The sequence below is a fragment of the Geobacter sp. genome, assembly GCF_027327745.1.
GTDB lineage: Bacteria > Desulfobacterota > Desulfuromonadia > Geobacterales > Geobacteraceae > Geobacter.
Map to the genome: position 1 here is coordinate 1 of NZ_DAHVYG010000044.1, position 19,492 is coordinate 19,492.

Annotated in this window: 18 protein-coding genes and 2 pseudogenes; 16 read left to right on the plus strand and 4 right to left on the minus strand. The window is 61.2% G+C overall.

Annotated elements, in window-relative coordinates; genetic code table 11:
* The 3 genes and pseudogenes from M6689_RS09015 to M6689_RS09025 form a co-directional block, all read left to right on the plus strand.
* Positions 1-123: pseudogene (locus tag M6689_RS09015) on the plus strand (transposase); the annotation flags it as partial.
* A gap of 401 nt (positions 124-524) precedes the next feature.
* A complete protein-coding gene (locus tag M6689_RS09020; RefSeq protein ID WP_298270515.1) occupies positions 525-761 on the plus strand; it encodes an MbcA/ParS/Xre antitoxin family protein in 237 nt (78 codons plus the stop codon).
* Positions 761-1,195 carry an RES domain-containing protein gene (locus M6689_RS09025; protein ID WP_298270517.1) on the plus strand — a complete coding sequence of 145 codons (435 nt, stop codon included), beginning with the start codon at positions 761-763 and terminating at the stop codon, positions 1,193-1,195. The genes M6689_RS09020 and M6689_RS09025 overlap by 1 nt, the downstream gene beginning before the upstream one ends.
* Positions 1,196-1,218: 23 nt before the next feature.
* Here the strand turns inward: M6689_RS09025 and M6689_RS09030 are convergent, their stop codons facing one another.
* A complete protein-coding gene (locus M6689_RS09030; protein ID WP_298270519.1) occupies positions 1,219-1,989 on the minus strand; it encodes an ADP-ribosylglycohydrolase family protein in 771 nt (256 codons plus the stop codon).
* A gap of 208 nt (positions 1,990-2,197) precedes the next feature.
* On the opposite strand from M6689_RS09030, the gene M6689_RS09035 reads away from it, so the two are divergent.
* Positions 2,198-3,175: a divergent polysaccharide deacetylase family protein gene (locus tag M6689_RS09035; protein WP_298270522.1), complete on the plus strand. Its 978-nt coding sequence runs from the start codon at positions 2,198-2,200 to the stop codon at positions 3,173-3,175.
* Between the two features lie 16 nt (positions 3,176-3,191).
* On the opposite strand, the gene M6689_RS09040 is transcribed toward M6689_RS09035, so the two are convergent.
* Complete coding sequence (locus M6689_RS09040) at positions 3,192-4,595, minus strand: ParA family protein (RefSeq protein ID WP_298270525.1); 1,404 nt, start codon at positions 4,593-4,595, stop codon at positions 3,192-3,194.
* Positions 4,596-4,691: 96 nt separating this feature from the next.
* Here M6689_RS09040 and xseA point away from each other — a divergent pair, with 96 nt between their 5' ends.
* From xseA to M6689_RS09090, 10 genes are all read left to right on the plus strand, one after another.
* A complete protein-coding gene (gene xseA, locus M6689_RS09045; RefSeq protein WP_298270527.1) occupies positions 4,692-6,032 on the plus strand; it encodes an exodeoxyribonuclease VII large subunit in 1,341 nt (446 codons plus the stop codon).
* A 75-nt stretch (positions 6,033-6,107) separates the two neighbouring features.
* Positions 6,108-6,338 (plus strand): exodeoxyribonuclease VII small subunit, encoded by a 231-nt coding sequence (locus tag M6689_RS09050; RefSeq protein ID WP_298270529.1) that lies wholly within the window; start codon positions 6,108-6,110, stop codon positions 6,336-6,338.
* A gap of 70 nt (positions 6,339-6,408) precedes the next feature.
* Positions 6,409-7,302 carry a polyprenyl synthetase family protein gene (locus tag M6689_RS09055; RefSeq protein WP_298270531.1) on the plus strand — a complete coding sequence of 298 codons (894 nt, stop codon included), beginning with the start codon at positions 6,409-6,411 and terminating at the stop codon, positions 7,300-7,302.
* Positions 7,302-9,179, plus strand: coding sequence for a 1-deoxy-D-xylulose-5-phosphate synthase (gene dxs, locus M6689_RS09060; protein WP_298270533.1), 1,878 nt, complete (start codon positions 7,302-7,304; stop codon positions 9,177-9,179). Before M6689_RS09055 ends, dxs begins: the two co-directional genes overlap by 1 nt.
* A gap of 119 nt (positions 9,180-9,298) precedes the next feature.
* Positions 9,299-9,589 carry a J domain-containing protein gene (locus tag M6689_RS09065; RefSeq protein WP_298270535.1) on the plus strand — a complete coding sequence of 97 codons (291 nt, stop codon included), beginning with the start codon at positions 9,299-9,301 and terminating at the stop codon, positions 9,587-9,589.
* Between the two features lie 7 nt (positions 9,590-9,596).
* Positions 9,597-10,877 carry a tetratricopeptide repeat protein gene (locus M6689_RS09070; RefSeq protein ID WP_298270537.1) on the plus strand — a complete coding sequence of 427 codons (1,281 nt, stop codon included), beginning with the start codon at positions 9,597-9,599 and terminating at the stop codon, positions 10,875-10,877.
* A gap of 169 nt (positions 10,878-11,046) precedes the next feature.
* Entirely contained in the window at positions 11,047-11,457 is a 411-nt protein-coding gene (locus M6689_RS09075) for an RrF2 family transcriptional regulator (RefSeq protein ID WP_298270539.1), read from the plus strand.
* A 136-nt stretch (positions 11,458-11,593) separates the two neighbouring features.
* The gene (locus tag M6689_RS09080; RefSeq protein ID WP_298270541.1) at positions 11,594-12,946 is read left to right on the plus strand and encodes a cytochrome ubiquinol oxidase subunit I; all 1,353 of its coding nucleotides are present in this window, start codon (positions 11,594-11,596) and stop codon (positions 12,944-12,946) included.
* Between the two features lies 1 nt (position 12,947).
* The gene (gene cydB / locus M6689_RS09085; protein ID WP_298270543.1) at positions 12,948-13,976 is read left to right on the plus strand and encodes a cytochrome d ubiquinol oxidase subunit II; all 1,029 of its coding nucleotides are present in this window, start codon (positions 12,948-12,950) and stop codon (positions 13,974-13,976) included.
* Between the two features lie 212 nt (positions 13,977-14,188).
* Complete coding sequence (locus tag M6689_RS09090; RefSeq protein ID WP_298270545.1) at positions 14,189-15,550, plus strand: HD domain-containing phosphohydrolase; 1,362 nt, start codon at positions 14,189-14,191, stop codon at positions 15,548-15,550.
* 99 nt (positions 15,551-15,649) lie between these two features.
* Here the strand turns inward: M6689_RS09090 and M6689_RS09095 are convergent, their stop codons facing one another.
* Complete coding sequence (locus M6689_RS09095) at positions 15,650-16,147, minus strand: ferritin family protein (protein ID WP_298270548.1); 498 nt, start codon at positions 16,145-16,147, stop codon at positions 15,650-15,652.
* A gap of 161 nt (positions 16,148-16,308) precedes the next feature.
* Between M6689_RS09095 and prpB the strand changes: the two genes are divergently transcribed.
* The gene (prpB, locus tag M6689_RS09100; protein ID WP_298270551.1) at positions 16,309-17,196 is read left to right on the plus strand and encodes a methylisocitrate lyase; all 888 of its coding nucleotides are present in this window, start codon (positions 16,309-16,311) and stop codon (positions 17,194-17,196) included.
* Positions 17,193-18,323: a 2-methylcitrate synthase gene (gene prpC / locus M6689_RS09105; RefSeq protein WP_298270553.1), complete on the plus strand. Its 1,131-nt coding sequence runs from the start codon at positions 17,193-17,195 to the stop codon at positions 18,321-18,323. The genes prpB and prpC overlap by 4 nt, the downstream gene beginning before the upstream one ends.
* 123 nt (positions 18,324-18,446) lie before the next feature.
* Here prpC and M6689_RS09110 read toward each other — a convergent pair.
* Positions 18,447-19,492: pseudogene (locus tag M6689_RS09110) on the minus strand (right-handed parallel beta-helix repeat-containing protein); the annotation flags it as partial.

The window sequence follows — 19,492 nt, forward strand, 5'->3', positions numbered from 1 at the left end:
TTGAGGCGCATCTCGTATGTGGATCAGGAGACCGGCAAAAAGTATGTGTTCTTGACAAATAACCTTGCTCTTCCGGCAAAGACTATCGCAGATATTTACAAACAGCGGTGGCAGATAGAACTTAAAATTTACAATCTCCGATGATCTCGGTTTCCAATTGGTAAGATTTATCTTACTGATAACCCTAGTAGTAGAAACGATTTTACAGATACATTGAATGGTTTACAAAATGTATTTGGCACTTCTAAGCAAGCTGTCAGTATCAGAATAATGGAGCTTAATATATTTATTGATAATAGATATAAACGCCATGATAATGATAAAGAACAATTAAGAGCTATCTCGCTGGAGCATGATAGGGAAAGGTATAAAATTTAAGGTTGTTGATTAATTGCCCCTCCGGTCCTATTTTGTGTCTACAAGGGAGGGCGGTTTCACCAGCGTCCGCAATTGTTCTGCCCATCGCTCCAACCGGGTGCCCAGACGAAATTATCGACGAAATTCAGAATCACAAAAAACGCGGTGTGATAAGGACTTACAGAAACCTCGACTCCCACCTTTCCGACCACATCCTGATGCTGGGCCAGGTCTACGAGCGGGCTGTGGAGGTCCTGGGGGCGCCGGGAAACGCCCTTATCTGGCTCAAGACCCCCAACTATGCCTTCCGCTTCAAGGCTCCCCTGGATTACCTCACCTCTTTCACCGGCGCCCAGGAGGTTCTCGACGAGCTCGGCCGGCTTCAGCACGGGGTCTTTGTCTGATGCTCCTGTACAGGATCGCCGAAGAGCAGTTTGCCGGCGATCTGTCCGGTGAAGGTGCGCGGCGTTACGGCGGACGCTGGAACCCCAAAGGTGTCCCGATGATCTATATCGCCGAGTCGGCGGCCCTGGCTGCCCTTGAAGTCCTGATCCGTCTTTCCACACCCAAGCATTATTGTCGCATCGTGTACGAACTGCCGGACAGCTCAACGAGCGAGACGGTCCCTGTTGCCGAACTGCCGCCGGATTGGCTGCTGCCACATCCCAATGCCCGTCTGATCGAAATGGGCAAGCGGTGGGCGCAGTCGAAACGATCCCTCCTGTTTGCGGGTGCCTTCCGCCGTGGGGCGGGGCGAGGGGGGGAATTATCTCTTCAATCCGCTGCATCCGAAGTTCTCCGCGGTGACCATCGCCGATATTGCACCGGTCGAGTATGACACGCGGCTTCTGAGAAAAGAGTTCACCCCGGGTATATCCGGGTGAACCTGTCGATGATCGCCAGGAACTCCTCCGGCAGCAACAGTCGCGCCGTGTCCGCGATGACAGGGGGGATCTCCCTGTAGAACGCCTCTGCGATGCCGCCCGCGATGCATGCCAGCGTATCGCTGTCCCCCCCGAGCGATACGGCCTTTCTGACAGTGTCTTCGTAATCCCGTGAATCGAGAAAGGCGATGAGCGCTTCGGGCACGGAACCCTGGCACGACACGTCGAAACCGTAGCGCGGCCTCACATCAGTGATGGTGCGGTTCAGGTCGTAGCCGAAACGCCGGGTGATCTCGTGCCGGATGGCCTCCTTTCCCGCACCCGTCCGCGCCAGGAAAACGGCAAGGGCGGTCGCTTGGGCCCCCCTTATCCCTTCCGGATGATTGTGGGAAATCTCCGCACTCAGCTTCGCTTCCCGCAGCACCCGCTCGACGCTGTCGAACGCCAGGCCGATGGGGCTCACCCGCATGGCTGCTCCGTTCCCCCAGCTATTGTACGGCAGCACGGCATCTTCGAATATCCATCTGATGAAGGAGCCGCCATAGCCCGCATCGGGATGCCTCCGACCAAAAGCCTTCATCGCCGCCGCATAATCGATACCTTCCAGGATGGCATGGGCGACGGCCACCGTCATTACCGTATCGTCGGTAAAGTGGCTGTCCGGTCCGAACAGGGGGAACTCCTCGCTCTTGATCGGCTGGTACTCGTACACCGAGCCGATGATATCGCCGGCTATCGCTCCGAGCATGGTGGTTGTCTCCTGAAGAATATCCTGTTTCGCGGATCGAACGTCTTGTCCTCTTCCGTTGCCGAATCGTACCCGTTACCCTTCAGTTCCTGTGCGTACCATTGTACCAGGGAAAGGTTCATGGATGCCGCAGCACATTCCTCTTTCTTGCCGTCGAGTCATGTGCTATACAACGGGGCGCCGTTAACTCCAGCATGAAGGTGGTTCCTTGGCTAAACCTGGAAAGAACGTCCGGTCGAACCGGAAAAAGGGGAAGGGGAGGAGGTCCCTTTTCCCGCTAGTTGTGGTCGCGTTTCTCTTCCTGTCCGTTGTCGGTTCCCTCATTTATTTGAATCATCCACGCAGGCAGAACCCTTCCCCGGGGCCGGCGCGGGAGTCGGCCGAGAGGCTGCCGGCGCGGGAGCAGCACCGGCTTCCCGTTCGCGAACGGGAAAAGGAGCCGGTGCATGAGGATTACACGGCGGTCGTGGTTTCTCCTCCGATTCCCCGCGCCGAGAGGCACACCATACCGAGGAGCACCGGTCCCGGGACCCTTGCGATCATCATCGACGACATGGGGAAAGGGGTCCAGGAGGCGCGCTCCCTTCTCGACATCGGGGTCCCGCTGACGTTTTCCATCATCCCCGGCCTTCCCCGGGTGAGGCAGGTTGCGGAAGAGGCCCGCAGGCGGGGCGTCGAGGTGATGGTGCATATGCCCATGGAGCCGAAGGGGTATCCGGGGCGGAAACTCGAAGAGAACGGGCTATTGCTCGGACAGAGCGATGAAGAGATCGTGAGGCGGCTGAACGGCTACCTGCAGGAACTTCCCCTGGCGGTGGGGGCCAATAACCACATGGGGTCGGGGTTTACGGAGAACCGCGAGAAGATGACGGTGGTGCTCGGGGTGCTCAAGGAGCGGGGGCTCTTCTTCGTGGACAGCAAGACCTCGCCGGCTTCGGTGGGGTATGACGTGGCCCGTTCCCTGGGGGTAAGGACGGCGGCTCGGAACGTCTTTCTCGACAATATCCAGGAGCGGGGCTACATCGCGAAGCAACTGGCCCAGGCGGCGGCCATCGCCCGCAAGCGGGGGAGCGCCATCGCCATCTGCCACCCCCATCCGGCCACGATCCAGACGCTTGTCGCTGAACTGCCGCGGCTGCGGGACGAAGGGATTACCTTCGTTCCGGTGTCGCAGCTCGTGAGATAGGATGTCGCCCGGCTTGTCAGGCCATGACCTGCTGCGCGATCTGTTTCCTTAGCCGGGCTATTCCACGGTAGTTGTCCTCGCTCAGGATCGCCTCCGGTTTTTCCCGGTTTACCGGATGAACCAGGAGAAAGCTGTCCGCCGTCGTTTCGAGCCGTCCGGCAAAGGTCTCCGCCATCATGGTATAGAGCCTGCTCCGCTCCCGCTGCAACATCCCTCCATCGTATTCCTTCAGGGCGTAACTCTTCCGCATCAGGTGGGCCCCTTCTAGATCGAAGCGGTGGAAATCGACCGTGGTGCCGCTGCCGTTGGTGACCGGTCGGAAGACGAACGCCGATTCCCGGGCCGTGTCGCGCAGGATGTGAAGGGTCGGGTCATCGTCGCCGAGGGTGGCGTCCAGGTTGTAGATGTTGGCGGTGAGGAGGCCGAAGAAGCACTCCTCCTCCAGGAAGCCGGCGGCGCTGCCGTCGGAGACCTCGAAATAGAAGGAAACCCGCTCGTTCCCTTCGCCGGAAACGGGGCGGTTGCAGAGGATGCACTCCGATTTCAGCCCCGAAAGCCGGGCGAAGAAGGCCTCCTTCTTCCGCTCCTCCTCGGTCCGGAGCCACTGGTGGAAGAGAAGGGCGCGGGGCTCGGAGGTGGCGCGGTATTCCTCCATGATGGTCTGGGCGAGCTGGGCGAACTGGCCGTGGACCTCGGTCCATTTGGCGTGGGTTAGGATCGGATAGATCTTGCCGTCCGGGTTGGTGTTGAGGCTTTCGACCTTCGGGCTCTTGGAAATGTACGTCTCGAAGCAGCGGTAGCCGCGGTGGATGGCGTAGGCCTTCAGGAGCGACTTCTGGTCGGCGAAGGGGCCGTCGAACTTGATCCGCTCGTCCACCAGGCACGGGATGAGGGAGAGGCTCTTGCGGTCCAGGCCCCGCTGGTCGAAGAGGGCGAAGATGTTCTTGCAGTTTTCCAGACTCGGCATGTCCTTTACCGGGATGATCGCCCGGTCGGCGGCGAAGAGGGCGTTCTGGGTCAGGATATCCAGGTCGGGGCGCGTGTCGACGATGATGATGCCGGGGATGCGGGAGAGCGCCAGGAGCCGCGCCAGCACCATCGGCCCTTTGACGGCCCCCTTCAGGTCGGCGAGGGTTCCCGACGACGGGATGTAACCGACGCCGTACTGGCCGGTGTGAATGAGATCCCTGCCTGGGGTTTCCATCAGGAGGTCGGCCACGGTGCCGGTGGTGCGCTGTCCCCTGATCTCGAACATCCGGTCGACGGTGAAGTGGTTGTCGAAGGAAAAGATGGAGACCGGCAGGTTTTCGTCAAGCGCCTTGAGGTAGATGGCCAGGTTGGTGGCGAGGGTGGTCTTTCCGACCCCCCCTTTTTCCGAAGAAACGGTGATCACGTATGGGTAACTATGCATGGCGACCATACTACACTGTCGCCGCTCCGCCGGTCAACCCGGTTTGACACGCACCGCCCCCTGTGTTAGAAACGGGGGAAAATCCGGATCAGGGCAGGGGGATACGTGGAGCTTTTCGCAGAAAAACGCATACTTACGGTAAGCCAGCTCACCGGGCTCATCCGCGGTGTCCTGGAGGAGAACTTTGAGCACGTCTGGGTCGAGGGGGAGGTGTCGAACCTGGCGATGCCGTCGTCGGGGCATCTCTACTTCACCCTCAAGGATGCCGGGGCGCAGCTCCGCTGTGTCATGTTCCGCGCCTCGGCCCGGGCCCTGAGGTTTCGGCCGAAGGACGGGATGGGGCTCATCGTGCGGGGGCGGGTCACCGTCTACGACCAGCGGGGCGATTACCAGCTCCTCGTGGAGTACCTGGAGCCCCGTGGGATCGGGGCGCTGCAGCTGGCGTTCCTCCAGCTCAAGGAGAAGCTCGGCCGGGAGGGGCTCTTCGCCGAGGAGCGCAAGCGGCCGATCCCGGCCCTGCCGCAGCGGATCGGCGTCGTGACCTCACCGACGGGAGCGGCGATTCACGACATGCTCCACGTCCTGAACCGCCGCTTCGCCAATCTGGAGGTGCTGATCCGCCCGGTGAAGGTGCAGGGGGAGGGGGCCGCCGAGGAGATTGCCGAGGCCATCCATGACCTCAACCGCCATGGTGCGATCGACGTCATCATCGTCGGCAGGGGGGGCGGTTCCCTCGAAGACCTCTGGGCCTTCAACGAGGAGGTGGTCGCCCGGGCGATCCATCGGTCCCGGATCCCGGTCATCTCCGCCGTGGGACACGAGGTCGACTTCACCATCGCCGATTTCGTGGCGGACCTGCGGGCACCGACCCCCTCCGCGGCGGCGGAGATGGTGGTCAAGAGCAAGGAGGAACTGACGGCCCGGGTCGATTTCCTGCGGCACCGGCTCGTCCAGAGGGTACGGGGGCGGCTCGCCGAGAGCCGCGGCGAGCTCGAAAGCCTCAGCCGATCGCTGCGGGATCCGACCATGCTTCTCGGTCACCTCGCCCAGCGGGTCGACGACCTGGCGCTGCGCGGCGAACGGGCGATCGCCGTCGCGCTGCGCCATCGGCGCGCAACGCTTGAAGGGCTGGGGAATCACCTGCGGCTGACGAACCCGGCCCTGGAAATGGAGCGGGTGCGGGAGCGGGTACTGGTATTGGCGGGACGGAGCGAGGCCGCCTTGCGCCGCCGGCTGGACCGGGTCCGGGAGGCGACGGCCGTGGCGGCGGCACGCCTCGACTCGCTCTCCCCCCTCGGGACCCTGGCCCGCGGGTACAGCATCGCCCTCCGGCTTCCGGCACGGCAGGTGGTAAGGGAGTTTCGGCAGATCGCCCCGGGAGACCGGCTGGAGCTTCGGTTCCACCGCGGCAAGGCCCTCTGTCTGGTCGAGTCGGCTGACGGGTGAAAGGCGCGCAATTCCTTGACTCGAAGTATACAATCGGTATAATGAATCCTTCATTTTTGCCGGGAAAGTAGCGATATGGCCGTCGAAAAGTTCGAAACCGCCCTCAAGAAACTGGAAGATATCGTCAAGAAGCTCGAAGAGGGAGAGCTCTCCCTCGACGACTCGCTCAAGGCCTTCGAAGAGGGGGTCAAGATGGCGTCTTTCTGCACGAAGAAGCTCGACGAGGCCGAGAAGAAGGTTGAACTCCTCCTCAAGAAGAAGGACGGCAGTTTCGTCAAGGAAGCGTTCCGGCTCGACGACGAATAGCGCCGCCCGACCGGCGCCGTCCGTCCCCCTCCAGGATACGTCAAATCCATTCATTTCAAAGCGAGATCCCATGGAACTGAAAAGCTATCTCAAAGAACGTTGCGCCCTCGTCGACGAAACGCTTGAGCGCTACCTCCCCGCAGAAGACGAACTCCCTTCCTCCATCCACCGATCCATGCGCTATTCGGTCTTTGCCGGCGGGAAGAGGGTCCGGCCGATCCTGATGCTCGCCGCCTGTGAGGCGGTGGGGGGGGCGATCGCGGATGCGATGCCTGCGGCGTGCGCCATGGAGATGATCCATACCTACTCCCTCATCCACGACGATCTGCCGGCCATGGACGACGACGATTTCCGCCGCGGCCGGCCGACGAATCACAAGGTCTTCGGCGATGCGATCGCGATTCTGGCGGGAGACGCCCTTCTCACCGAGGCGTTCATCCTGATGAGCTCCCCTGAGTATGCCGCCCGGGTCGGCGCCGAGCGCCTGCTGCCGGTGATCCGCGAGATAAGCTACTGCGCCGGCTCCCGCGGCATGGTGGGGGGACAGGTGGTCGACATGGAGAGCGAGGGGAACAAGGATATCGACCTTGCCACGGTCCAGTACATCCACACCCACAAGACCGGCGCCCTCATGAAGGCTTCGGTCAAGGCGGGCGCCATCCTGGGCGGCGCCCGGAATGAGGCGCTGGAGGCGATGACGAAGTACGGGGAGGCCGTCGGCCTCGCCTTCCAGATCGCCGACGACATCCTCGACATCGAGGGTACCACGGAGCAGATCGGTAAGGACGCCGGGAGCGACGAGGCCCGGGGGAAGGCAACCTATCCGGCCATCATGGGACTGGCCGACTCGAAGCGCCGTGCCCGGGAACTGGTAGACCTCGCCCTGGAGGCCGTGGCGCCGTTCGGTGACAAGGCCGAGCCGCTGCGGGAGATCGCCCGCTACATCGTCTCAAGGAAGTCCTGATGTCCGCCATTCTCGACCGCATCGCGTCCCCCGCCGACCTGAAGGGGCTGAGCCCCGGGGAGCTGGCACAGCTTGCCGGCGAGCTCCGGCAGGAGATCATCGCCGTTTGCGCGAAAAACGGCGGGCATCTCGCCCCGAGCCTCGGGGTGGTGGAGCTGACCCTGGCGCTACACCGCGTGTTCGAATCGCCGACGGACCGGATCATCTGGGACGTGGGGCACCAGGCCTACGCCCACAAGCTGATCACCGGGCGGCGGGAGCGGTTCGGAACGCTCCGCACCCTCGGCGGAATCAGCGGTTTCCCGAAGCGAAACGAGTCGCCCCACGACGCCTTCGACACGGGCCACACCTCCACGTCGATCTCCGCCGCCCTCGGCTTTGCGGCTGCCCGTGACCTGCGGGGAGGGCGCAACAAGGTGATCGCGGTGATCGGCGACGGCTCCATGACCGGTGGGATCGCCTACGAAGGGCTCAACCACGCCGGACACCTGAACAAGGATCTCGTGGTGGTCCTGAACGACAACGAGATGTCGATCGCCGAGAACGTGGGGGCGCTCTCCAACTTCCTCAACCGCACCGTCACGAGCGAATTCGTCCATACCATGAAGAAGGAGCTCGAAGGTTTCCTCGGGAGCCTCGACCGGATCGGCCGCGGTGTCCTCAAGGTGGCCAAGCGGGCCGAGGAGTCGCTCAAGGGGCTCTTCACCCCGGGGATGCTCTTCGAGGCGTTCGGGTTCGAGTACATCGGCCCCATCGACGGTCACGACATCGAACGGTTGACGGCAACCTTCGAGAAGGTCCGGCGTTTCGACGATGCGGTGCTGATCCACGTCCTGACCAGGAAGGGAAAGGGGTACCCTCCGGCGGAGGAACGGCCGGCCCTTTTCCACGGCGTGGGGCCGTTCGAGATCGAGACCGGCAAGGTGCTGAAGGGGAAGGGAGGGGCGGCCTCCTACACCGGCGTCTTCGGCGAGGCGATCAAAAAGCTTGCCGCCGGGGATGACCGGATCGTGGCCCTTACCGCCGCCATGCCCGACGGCACCGGACTCACCCCATTCGCCGCGGAGTTTCCGGAGCGCTTCTTCGATGTCGGGATTGCGGAGCAGCACGGCGTCACCTTCGCCGCGGGGCTTGCCGCGGAGGGGTACCGGCCGGTCTTCGCCGTCTATTCGTCGTTTCTCCAGCGGGCCTACGACCAGGTATTCCACGACGTCTGTCTCCAGAACCTTCCGGTCACCTTTGCCATTGACCGGGCCGGGGTGGTCGGGAGTGACGGCCCGACCCACCACGGTCTCTTCGATCTCTCCTATCTGCGGCCTCTCCCGAACATGGTCCTGATGGCTCCCAAGGACGAGAACGAGCTGCAGCACATGCTCAGGACCGCCCTGGAGCACGAGGGGCCTGCCGCGGTCCGCTATCCCCGGGGGAACGGCTACGGCGTCTCCCTCGACCAGACGTACCAAAGCCTGCCGCTCGGCAGGGGCGAAGTGCTGAGGGAAGGGCTCCACGGGGCGATCCTCGCCGTCGGCACCACCGTCTACCCTGCCCGGGAGGCGGCGGAGGAGCTGGCCGGCGAGGGGATCGACCTCGCGGTGGTCAACGCCCGCTTCGTGAAGCCCCTGGACCGGGAGCTCGTCCTTTCCCTGGCGCAGCGGTTCGACCGGCTGCTGACCGTCGAGGAGAACGCCGTCCAGGGCGGATTCGGCACGGCAGTGCTGGAGCTTCTGGAGGAGGAGGGGGTGACGGGGGCTTCGGTCCTTCGGCTCGGTTACCCGGACCGCTTCGTCGAACAGGGTGAACAACACGAACTGCGGGCGATCCACGGGCTCGATGCGCCGGGGATCGCGGCCCGGGCGCGGGAGTTTTTCGGAAGATGAGGCGAAGGCCGGGTCACTACCCGGCCTTGTTTTTTGCCTGATGCGTCCGCAGGGGTGGTCTTGAACGAGGCAGATTGATATAATACGACCGGGCGTGATGCTTGGAGGGCGGGGGTGAAATGACATATCGAGACCTCATGAAGGCCCTGGAGATATTCGGCCTGACCGACCGGGTGACGCTTCGGGAAATCAAGAGCAGGCACCGCGAGCTGGTAAGGCGCTGCCATCCCGATGCCGGTGCGCACCCCGATTCCGCGGAGATCAGGCTCATCAACGCCGCCTACCGCCTGCTTCGCGACTACGTCGAAAACTACTGCTTCTCCTTCTCGGAGAAGGAGTTCTACGAGCAGAATCCCGAGGAGCGACTCCGGATGCAGTTTGAAGGTACGCCCCTTTGGGACAGCCGCTGAGCATGCCATGAAACGGAGATTCACGCCTCTCGTCCCGATCGCCTGCCTGCTTGCCGCCGCCTCTCTCCCCTTTGCCTCCCGCAACGCCCTGGGGGCGGATCCCATCCTGCACAACAATTATGGCGTCCAGCTCCTCGACCGCGGTGAGCTCGAAAAGGGGATCGAGCAGCTGGAGAAGGCGTACAGCCTCTACGGCATGGACCAGACCCTCAAGAGTAATCTGGCCATGGGCTATGCCATGCTCGGCCACCGATTTCTGGACCGAAAGTCTTATGCCGAGGCGGCCGCGGAGTTCGACAAGGCGAGCGCCCTCTTTCCCGATGATCCCCGCTACCATCTGCTGAAGGGGATTGCGCTCACCCTGGCCAAGAGCTACCAGCCTGCCCGTTACGAGCTGGAGAGCGCCGCTTCGCTCGGCGGAGATACGGCGGAGGGGCTCTATTTTCTGGGCCGGATCCGGTACGAGTCCGGCGAAACGGATGAGGCGCTCCGCTACTGGGAAAAAGCCGCCGCCCTCGCCCCGTCGGATCCTTCCCTGGCCGCCCTGCTGGAGCGGATGCGGAGGGAACAGGCGGTGGAGACGAAGATGGACCAGGGGCACAGCTCGCGGTTCATCCTCTCCTACGATGCCGACGTCAGGCCGGGCATCGCCCTTGACCTTCTGAGCGCCCTCGAAACCATCTACAACAGTGTCGGCACCGATCTCGACTACTTCCCCGAAGCACGGGTGCCGGTCATCCTTTACACCAGGAAGGACTACCGCGAGGTCACCCGCTCCCCCGACTGGTCGGGGGGGCTCTACGACGGCAAGATCCGGCTTCCGGTGGGAGGGGTTACGGAGATTACCCCCGAGCTCATGGCCACGCTGCGCCACGAGTATACCCATGCCGTGATCCGCGACCTGACGAAGGGTAACTGTCCCACCTGGCTCAACGAGGGGATTGCCGAACTCCAGGGGCGGCTGGAGAACAACACGCCGCTGGTGGAGCTGGGGCGGGCGGCGCGGGAGGGTCGGTTCATCCCTCTCAAGACCATGGAGAGACCGTTCACGGCCCTCGGTGCCGGAGAGGTCCGACTGGCGTACGAGGAGAGTTACGCCGTGGTGAATTTCATGGTGACGACCTATGGCTGGTACCGGGTGCGGTCTATCCTGACCGCCCTCGGCGACGGGCAGACCATCGAGGCCGCGATCGCCTCGGGCCTGAAGGATTTCGGGCTGAACTACGATGGGGTTATGGGCGAGTGGCGTGCGTACATGGCGCGGGAATACGGCGGCAGCGGCCGATGAATCCGGCAGTCGCCAGATGGCAAACAAGAAAAGGGCCCGCGCTTGGCAGGCCCTTTTCCTTTTGTTGGTGCTGCACCATACAGAAATGTAGGGTGTGCCGCAGATTATCCCTTGACAGTATCGGAGGTCTCATTTATAAAAGGACTAAAACGGTCCTAAAGGTGTTTTTATGATGGAACTGACCCGCAAGGGAGAGTACGCGATCCGGGGCATTATCTACCTGGCACAGCTTCCGCCGGGGAAGGTCGCTCTCATCAGCGAGATTGCCGAGGCGGCAGAGGTCCCCCAGACCTTTCTGGCGAAGATCCTCCAGAGCTTTGCCAAGATCGGCATCGTCAAGTCGTTTCGGGGGGCGGGGGGCGGCTTCACGCTCGGCCGCTCCGCCGAGCAGATCACCCTGAGAGAGGTGGTGGAGGCGGTGGAGGGGCCGATCCTGCCGAACCGTTGCCTCCTCGGGGCCGGCTCCTGCGAACGTGACGGCACCTGCGGCGTCCATCCCGTCTGGCGCGAGGTGCAGGGCAAGGTGGTGGAAGTGCTCGATGGGGTGACCATCAAGGAACTTGCGACACGCACGAAGTAGGATTTTTTTGTCCGCATAAAGGACAAAATAGGTCCTGTATGGTAAGGTTGAACGGAAATTTCCGATTCGAAACCGCTCCCGCGAATACGTCCCGGGAGCGGCTCACGATAAACACACACTTAAAAGGAGGACGGCAATGGATGTCTTATTCATGAGCAGGCTGCAGTTTGCGGTTACGAGCATGTTCCATTTCATATTCGTACCGCTCACCCTCGGCCTCTCCATTCTCACGGCGTTCATGGAGACGCGCTACGTCTTAAGCGGCGACGAGACCTGGCTCAAGATGGCCAAGTTCTGGGGAAAGCTTTTTCTGATCAACTTTGCCCTGGGGGTCGTCACGGGGATCACGCTGGAGTTCCAGTTCGGGATGAACTGGGCCGAATACTCCAAGTACGTCGGCGACATCTTCGGGGCGCCGCTGGCCATCGAGGCGACCGTGGCGTTCTTCATGGAGTCGGTTTTCATCGGGGTCTGGATCTTCGGCTGGAACAAGGTTTCCAAGACCTTCCACGCCGTCTCCATCTGGCTGGTGGCGATCGCCACCAACCTCTCGGCCCTCTGGATCCTTCTGGCCAACGGCTGGATGCAGCATCCGGTGGGGTACGTGCTCCGCAACGGCCGCGCCGAGATGGTCGATTTCCTGGCGATGGTGACCAATCCCTACGGCCTGCTGAAATTCGGCCACCAGATCGTTTCCGGCTATACCGTGGCAGCGTTCTTCGTCATGGGAATCTCCGCCTGGCACCTTCTGCGCAAGAACCAGCCCGATTTTTTCACCCGTTCCTTCAAGCTGGCGGCGGTCTTCGGCCTTGTGTCCGCGATCCTCGTCGGGGTGATCGGCGACTTCCACGCGGTTGAGGTGGCCAAGACCCAGCCGACCAAGTTCGCCGCCATGGAGTCGGTCTGGGAAACCAGGAAGGGGGTAGGGCTGAACCTGATCCTCCTCCCGGACGAGAAGCGCGAGTGCAACGCCATTGAGCGCCTCTGCATCCCGAACATGGTGAGCCTCCTGGCGTTCCACGAGCCCAGCGCCGAGATCAAGGGACTCAAGGACTTCCCGCGGGAGCTCCGTCCGCCGGTGATGCTCACCTATCTAAGCTTCCGGGCGATGGTGGGGCTCGGCACCCTTTTCATCCTCCTCTCGCTGGTGGGGGTGTTCCTCTCCCGCACGGGACGGCTCCAGAACTTCCCGCTCTTTCTCAAGGTGCTGGTCTATGCCATTCCGCTCCCTTACATCGCCAACCAGCTCGGCTGGGTTGTGGCCGAGGTGGGGCGGCAGCCGTGGATCGTGTACGGGGTGCTCAAGACCTCCGACGCGGTCTCCAGGTCGATCACGACCGCCCAGGTGGTCGGATCGCTTGCCGGCTTCACCCTTCTGTACGGGTTTCTCGGCGTGGTCGACATCTACCTCCTGATCAAGTACGCCCGGAAAGGACCCGATGACGACCTCTCCGGCATCATCAAACCCGTATCGGCAAGGAGGGTGTAACATGGAACTGCAGATTACCTGGTTCGTGCTCTGGGGTGTTCTCTGGGCGGTCTATTTCATGCTCGACGGCTTCGTCCTCGGCACCGGCATTCTCCACAACATCCTCGCCGGGACCGATGGCGAGAAGCGGGTTCTCATCAATACGATCGGTCCGGTCTGGGACGGCAACGAGGTCTGGCTGATCACCGCCGGCGGCGCCACCTTCGCCGCGTTCCCGACCACCTATGCGCTGATGTTCAGCTATCTCTACACGGCGCTGCTGCTCCTGCTCCTCGCGCTCATCGTCCGCGGGGTTTCCTTCGAGTTCCGCGGCAAGGTCGAGGGAGAAGGATGGAAGCGGGCCTGGGACGTGGCGATCCAGGTGTCGAGCTTCCTCCCGGCGCTCCTGTTCGGCGTGGCCTTCGGCAACATCTTCATGGGGCTCCCCATGGATGCCGCCGGCTACCACGGCTCGCTCCTCTCGCTGCTCAACCCCTATGGCCTGCTGACCGGCGTCCTCTTCGTTCTGCTCTTCACGGTGCACGGGGCGCTGTACCTGGCGGTGAAGACCGTCGGCGACCTGAGTGCCCGGGCCAAGGCCCTGGCCGACAAGGCCTGGCCGGCGCTCCTTGTGGTGGCGGTCGCCTTCCTGGCCTACACCAGGTTTGCCACCAGGCTCTTCGACAACTACCTCTCGGCGCCTCTTCTCTTCGTCGTCCCGCTCCTGGCGGTGGCGGCGCTCCTGGCCACGAGGGTGCTCTCCGCCCGGGGGGCGACTCTGGCCGCCTTTGCAGCCTCCTGCGTGACGGTCCTGATGGTGGTTGCCACCGGCGTGACGGGACTCTTCCCGAACCTGATCCCGTCAAGCCTCGACCCGAACTTCAGCCTGACGATCTACAACTCCTCGTCGAGCCCGTACACCCTGAAGCTCATGACCATCGTCGCCTTCATCTTCGTACCGATCGTCATTGCCTACAAGATCTGGGTCTACCGGATCTTCCGGGCACCGGTGACGGAGGCCGAGGTTCTGGGGGACAAGAACGCCTACTGATTCGCAACCGCTGCGAGATGCCGACGAAAAAAGCCTGCGTGACTGCAGGCTTTTTTCGTTGTATAGTACGCCCCTCTCTTTCCGGCTGCCGATAGGTGGACCCCCTGTGGGAAAGTCGTCATTTTTCAGTAAACCGGCGGCATTTCCGGCCGATAATAATAAACAGGACCAGGACGGATTCCCCGCCGCCTCCCCCAATTTCGTGAGCAGCCATGGCAGACGTCGTTGCCCATAAACTCCTCAGGACCTTCTTCAGACGCAGCTTCTGGATTACCGTCATCCTTGCGCTGATCCTGTCGGTGGTCGTTCCCCTGATTATCTACCGCTACCATCTCCACCAGTATCAGGTGGAATCGGCGGCTCTGCTCCACCGCTTCATCGAGAAGGAAATCTGCTTCAGTCCCCACGATCTGCTGGAAAACCCGAAGAGCCTGGAGGCGACGGTTTCCAACATCAACGTCTTCATGGAGTTCGGGGACCTGGTCGAGTTCAAGCTCTGGTCGGCCGACGGCACCCTCATCCACGCCTATCGCGCCAGTGAGCTTGTCGGACACCGTTTCCCCGGCAACGAGCGCCTGATGGAAACGGTGCGCACCGGCCGGACCTTCGTGGAGATCGAGGATACCCGCGACAGTGAAAACCTCAATCTGAAGGAGTTCGGCACCCTGGTCGAGATGTACGCGCCGGTATTCGTCAACGGCAAGGTGCAGGGAGCGGTCGAGGTCTATCGCAAGGCGCCGAAGTTCGAGCTCCTCACGGGGCACATCGTCCTGGTGGTCTCCATCGCGATCGTTATCTTCCTGCTTCTCTACTTTTTGCTCTACGGCCGGTTCAAGGCCGCCGCCACGAGCCTTATCGACTACGACGAGAAGCTCCAGGACGCCTACCGCTCCCTGGGTCTCTCCTACTTCGACACCATCCGCAGCCTCATCAAGGCCCTGGAACTGCGGGACATGGAGACGGAGGGACATTCGGAACGGGTGGTCGCCGTCTCTCTCTACATCGGCGAGCGGCTCGGGATTCCGGAGGACGAGCTCGACAAACTGGTGCTCGGCTCCTACCTTCACGACATCGGCAAGATCGGGGTCCCCGACTCGATCCTCCTCAAGCCCGGCGGGCTCACCCCGGAGGAGGGGGCGGTCATACGCTCCCATGTGGAGAAGGGACTTGAGATCATCGGCACCATAGAGTTCCTGAGGCCGGCGGCCGAGGTGGTCCGTTACCACCACGAGAAGTGGGACGGTTCCGGCTACAGCGCCGGCCTCAAGGGTACCGAAATCCCGCTGGCGGCCCGCATCTTCTCGGTGGTGGACGTCTTCGACGCCCTGATCAGCAACCGCCCCTACCGCAGCCCCATATCGTTCGAAGAGGCAAAGGCGATGATCCTGGCGGGGCGGGGAAGCCATTTCGATCCGCAGGTCGTGGACGTTTTCATGGAGATAGGGCGGGAGGAGTTCGAGGCGTTGAAGAAGGAGATCGCCGGCTGCGGCATCCATCATACGGTCAATGCCGCGGTCGAAAACATCCTCTGCCGGTTGAACGTCACGGGTACGGAAATGAAGCGCGGCGTCTGAATCGGCGCTCGCATGGAGCAGGGAAAAAACGAAAGGGTGCGCACGTGTGTGTCGCACCCTTTTCGTTTTTCCGGGATCGGCGATCTTTACGCGGCCGCGCTACTCGCGGACGTAAATGTCCATGTCCGACTCGTGGACCATCGTCATGAGCCGCGCGTACTCCGATTCGATCATCTCGTAGTGGTTGCGGGTCTCCCGGGCGTTGAGCTCGAAGATGGCGCGGGCCTCGGGATCGGCTATCTGCGCCGCGGTCTCCCGGAGGTCCTTTTCCAGATCCAGCTCTTTCTCCATGGCGAGCTCCAGCGCCATCTGCTCGTTGAAGTCCGCGTTTATCGCCCTGCCCATGGAGAGCATCCAGCTCGATTCTTCGTCCGGGGGAGCGTCCATGAACTCGTCGAAGTCGGGGATGTCGCCCCCCTTGTAGACCCGGTAGAAGTGGCCGGCGTGCTCGCGCTCCTCCCTGGCCAGGAGCTCGAATACCCTTATGGCGTCCCGCTCCCTCATCTGCTTTGCGCCGAGCTCGTAGAAATTCATGGCGTTCTTCTCGGTCTGGATCGATTTCCTGATGGCTTCCTGTACGTCGATTTCCTCTGGCATGTATTTCTCCTCCTCCGGTTGGTGTGTATACGGGGTAGTTACGGATAACCTTAGCGGATAATGCGGCGGTGTCAAATGGGGGGAAGGGGGGCGGCTTGTTTCGCCCCGGTTCCCGTGTAAACTGTAAACGAAACGGGCTCTTGCCTTCGGGAGGGGAGACGATGGGACCACGTACGCCGGGGGAGATGCTGCGCGCCACCCTCGATCGGGAAACGCCGCTCCAGGTGGTGGGGGCGATCAACGCCTACACGGCCATCATGGCGGAGCGCTGCGGTTTTCGCGCCCTTTATCTCTCGGGGGCGGGGGTGGCCAACGCCTGCTTCGGACTGCCGGACCTGGGGATGACCACCCTCACCGACGTCCTGGAGGAGGTGCGGCGGATCACCGGTGCCAGCCGCCTGCCGCTCCTGGTCGACGCGGATACCGGCTGGGGGCACGCCTTCATGATCGGCCGGACGGTGCGGGAGATGATCCGGGCCGGCGCCGCCGCCATTCACATCGAAGACCAGGTGGCGGCCAAGCGGTGCGGACACCGCCCCGGCAAGGCGATCGTCCCGACCGCCGAGATGGTCGACCGGATCAAGGCGGCGGTCGATGCCCGCACCGACCCTTCCTTCGTCATAATGGCCCGGACCGACGCCCTGGCGACCGAGGGGGTGGAGGGAGCCATCGAGCGGGCCTGCCGCTATCGGGAGGCGGGAGCCGACATGCTCTTCCCCGAGGCCCTCACGGAGCTCGACCAGTACCGGCGGTTCGTCGAGTCGGCCGGCATCCCGGTGCTCGCCAACATGACCGAGTTCGGCGTCACCCCTCTCTACACCCGCGAGCAACTTGCCTCGGCCGGGGTTTCCCTTGTCCTATACCCGCTCTCGGCCTTCCGCGCCATGAACGCAGCGGCCCTCCGGGTCCTGCGGGCGATCCGGGAGGAGGGGAGCCAGCGGGGCGCGGTGGAGACCATGCAGACGCGGGAGGAGCTTTACGCCTTTCTCGGTTACCACGACTACGAGCGCAAGCTCGACGAGCTCTTCGGAAAGGAGGAGAAGCCATGAACGGTCCATCGGTTTCGTACAGCCCGGGCCTCGAAGGGGTCATCGCGGGGAAAACTGCCATCAGCACGGTGGGAAAGAAGGGGAAGGGGCTCAATTACCGCGGATACTCCATCTACGACCTGGCCGAGCAGGCCGCGTTCGAGGAGGTGGCCCACCTCCTGATCCACGGCAGGCTTCCCACAACGGGAGAGCTCGACGCCTACCGGGCGCGGCTCAAGGGGTTGCGCGGGCTCCCCGAAGGGCTGAAAAGGGTCCTTGAGCAGCTCCCCGCCGCAGCCCACCCGATGGATGTGCTTCGCACCGCCTGTTCGGCCCTCGGCACCATGGAGCCCGAAGGGGAGGGGCGCGACCAGTACGCCATCGCCGACCGGCTCGTCGCCTCGTTCCCCTCCATGCTCCTCTACTGGCATCATTTCCACGCGGGGGGAAAAGCGATCGACACGGAGACGGACGAAGATAGCCTCGCCGGCCATTTCCTCTTTCTCCTCCATGGGAGCAAGCCGGCGGAACTCCACCGCCGGATGCTGGACGCCTCCCTCATCCTCTACGCCGAGCACGAATTCAACGCCTCCACCTTCTCCGCCCGGGTCACCGCCTCCACCCTCCCTGACTTTTACGCCGCCGTCACCTCGGCCATCGGCACCCTGCGGGGACCGCTCCACGGCGGCGCCAACGAGGAGGCGATGAAGCTCATCACCCGTTTCCGGTCCCCGGAGGAGGCGGAGCGGGGGCTCCTCGACATGCTCGCCCGCAAGGAGAAGATCATGGGATTCGGCCACCGGGTCTACAAGGAGGCCGACCCCCGCTCGCGGGTGATCAAGGAGTGGTCCAGGCGCCTCGGCGAGGCGGCCGGCGACATGACCCTCTTCGCCGTCTCCGAGCGGATCGAGGAGGTCATGCTCCGCGAGAAGCGGCTCTACCCGAACCTCGACTTCTACAGCGCCTCCGCCTATCACCTGGCGGGGATACCGACCTCCATGTTCACCCCCGTCTTCGTCTTCGCCCGGATCGCCGGCTGGTCGGCCCACATCATCGAGCAGCGGGCCGATAACCGGATCTTCCGCCCCGTCGCCGAGTACGTCGGGCCGGAGCCGATGGCGTTCGTGCCGATCGGGGAGCGGGGATGAGAAAAATGCCCATGGGAATGAATCACTGGTGGATGAACTCCTTCGGTGCCTTGGGATATTTCTTCTCCACCGCGTCATCCAGAAACACGCCGTCGTATCCGGCGGCCAACTCCTATGTTGTGATTATTGATAGATAACTGGCTTTATGTTGGTGTCATAGGAATTGTTTTGTATCGTATATTTCGCAGGATCAGTATAACTATTCAGCAATAATGCATGAGTTGTTGTTTTACCTTTAAATTGGTTGTTTTCAATTCTTATCATGTTTACGTTAATATTGGGTATACTGATGGCTATACCATATGTTCCACTTGATAAGCCAATGTTGTCGAAAACATTATCTGTAAATGAAATATTGTTAGAACTGAAAATAGTGATTCCTGATCCTTCAATACTTCCCATATATTCGAAAATATTATTTTTAAAGGCTACGTCTTGAGATTTATGATCATTGATATTAGATATTAATCCAGAAAATACTGAGTCTGAAAAAGCATTATTTTCTATAGTTACGCCTTTTATCCCCAATAATACAAATGGACGGGAAGTGTTATTTATGTTATTTCCTTTAATGGTGATTTCATTCGCTGTATCTGTGTCATTAACGTTCTGATGTTGAATTAGAGTTATACCTTTTGAGCGATTGGAATCAATTAAGCCATTAATGATATTACCTTGTATTAGAATATTGCGTGATGGGTTAATTAAATCCTTTTGCGCTAACGGTAATACAAGTGCAATTATGCCGACACTTCCACCTATTTTGTCAAATTTGTTCCGAGTTATGCTTATGTTTTGAATAACTGAAAAACGATTTGGGTCCGGTTCGAGGTCGATTGCGCCGGGCATGTTTGATCTGGTGCATCTGGTAAACGAATTGTTGTCAATTTCTACGCCATCACCGTCTATGACACTTATGGCATTTCTGTTATCGTTATTCATCCCATCGAAACTGCAGTTCTTAATAACAATACTTTTGTTGTGCCTTTCTGTTTCAGCAAGGTTACTTGAACCTAGATAGATACCATCTCCTCGCCAGCCGGAAAACCAGCAATCCGATATGGTCACATCTGTAGCTGCATTGATGTTCAACAAATGTATGTGTTCGGAGAACCCGTCAGCAGCAACAGTCCCACGGAAATGAATATTGCGTATTTGAATTTTTCGTT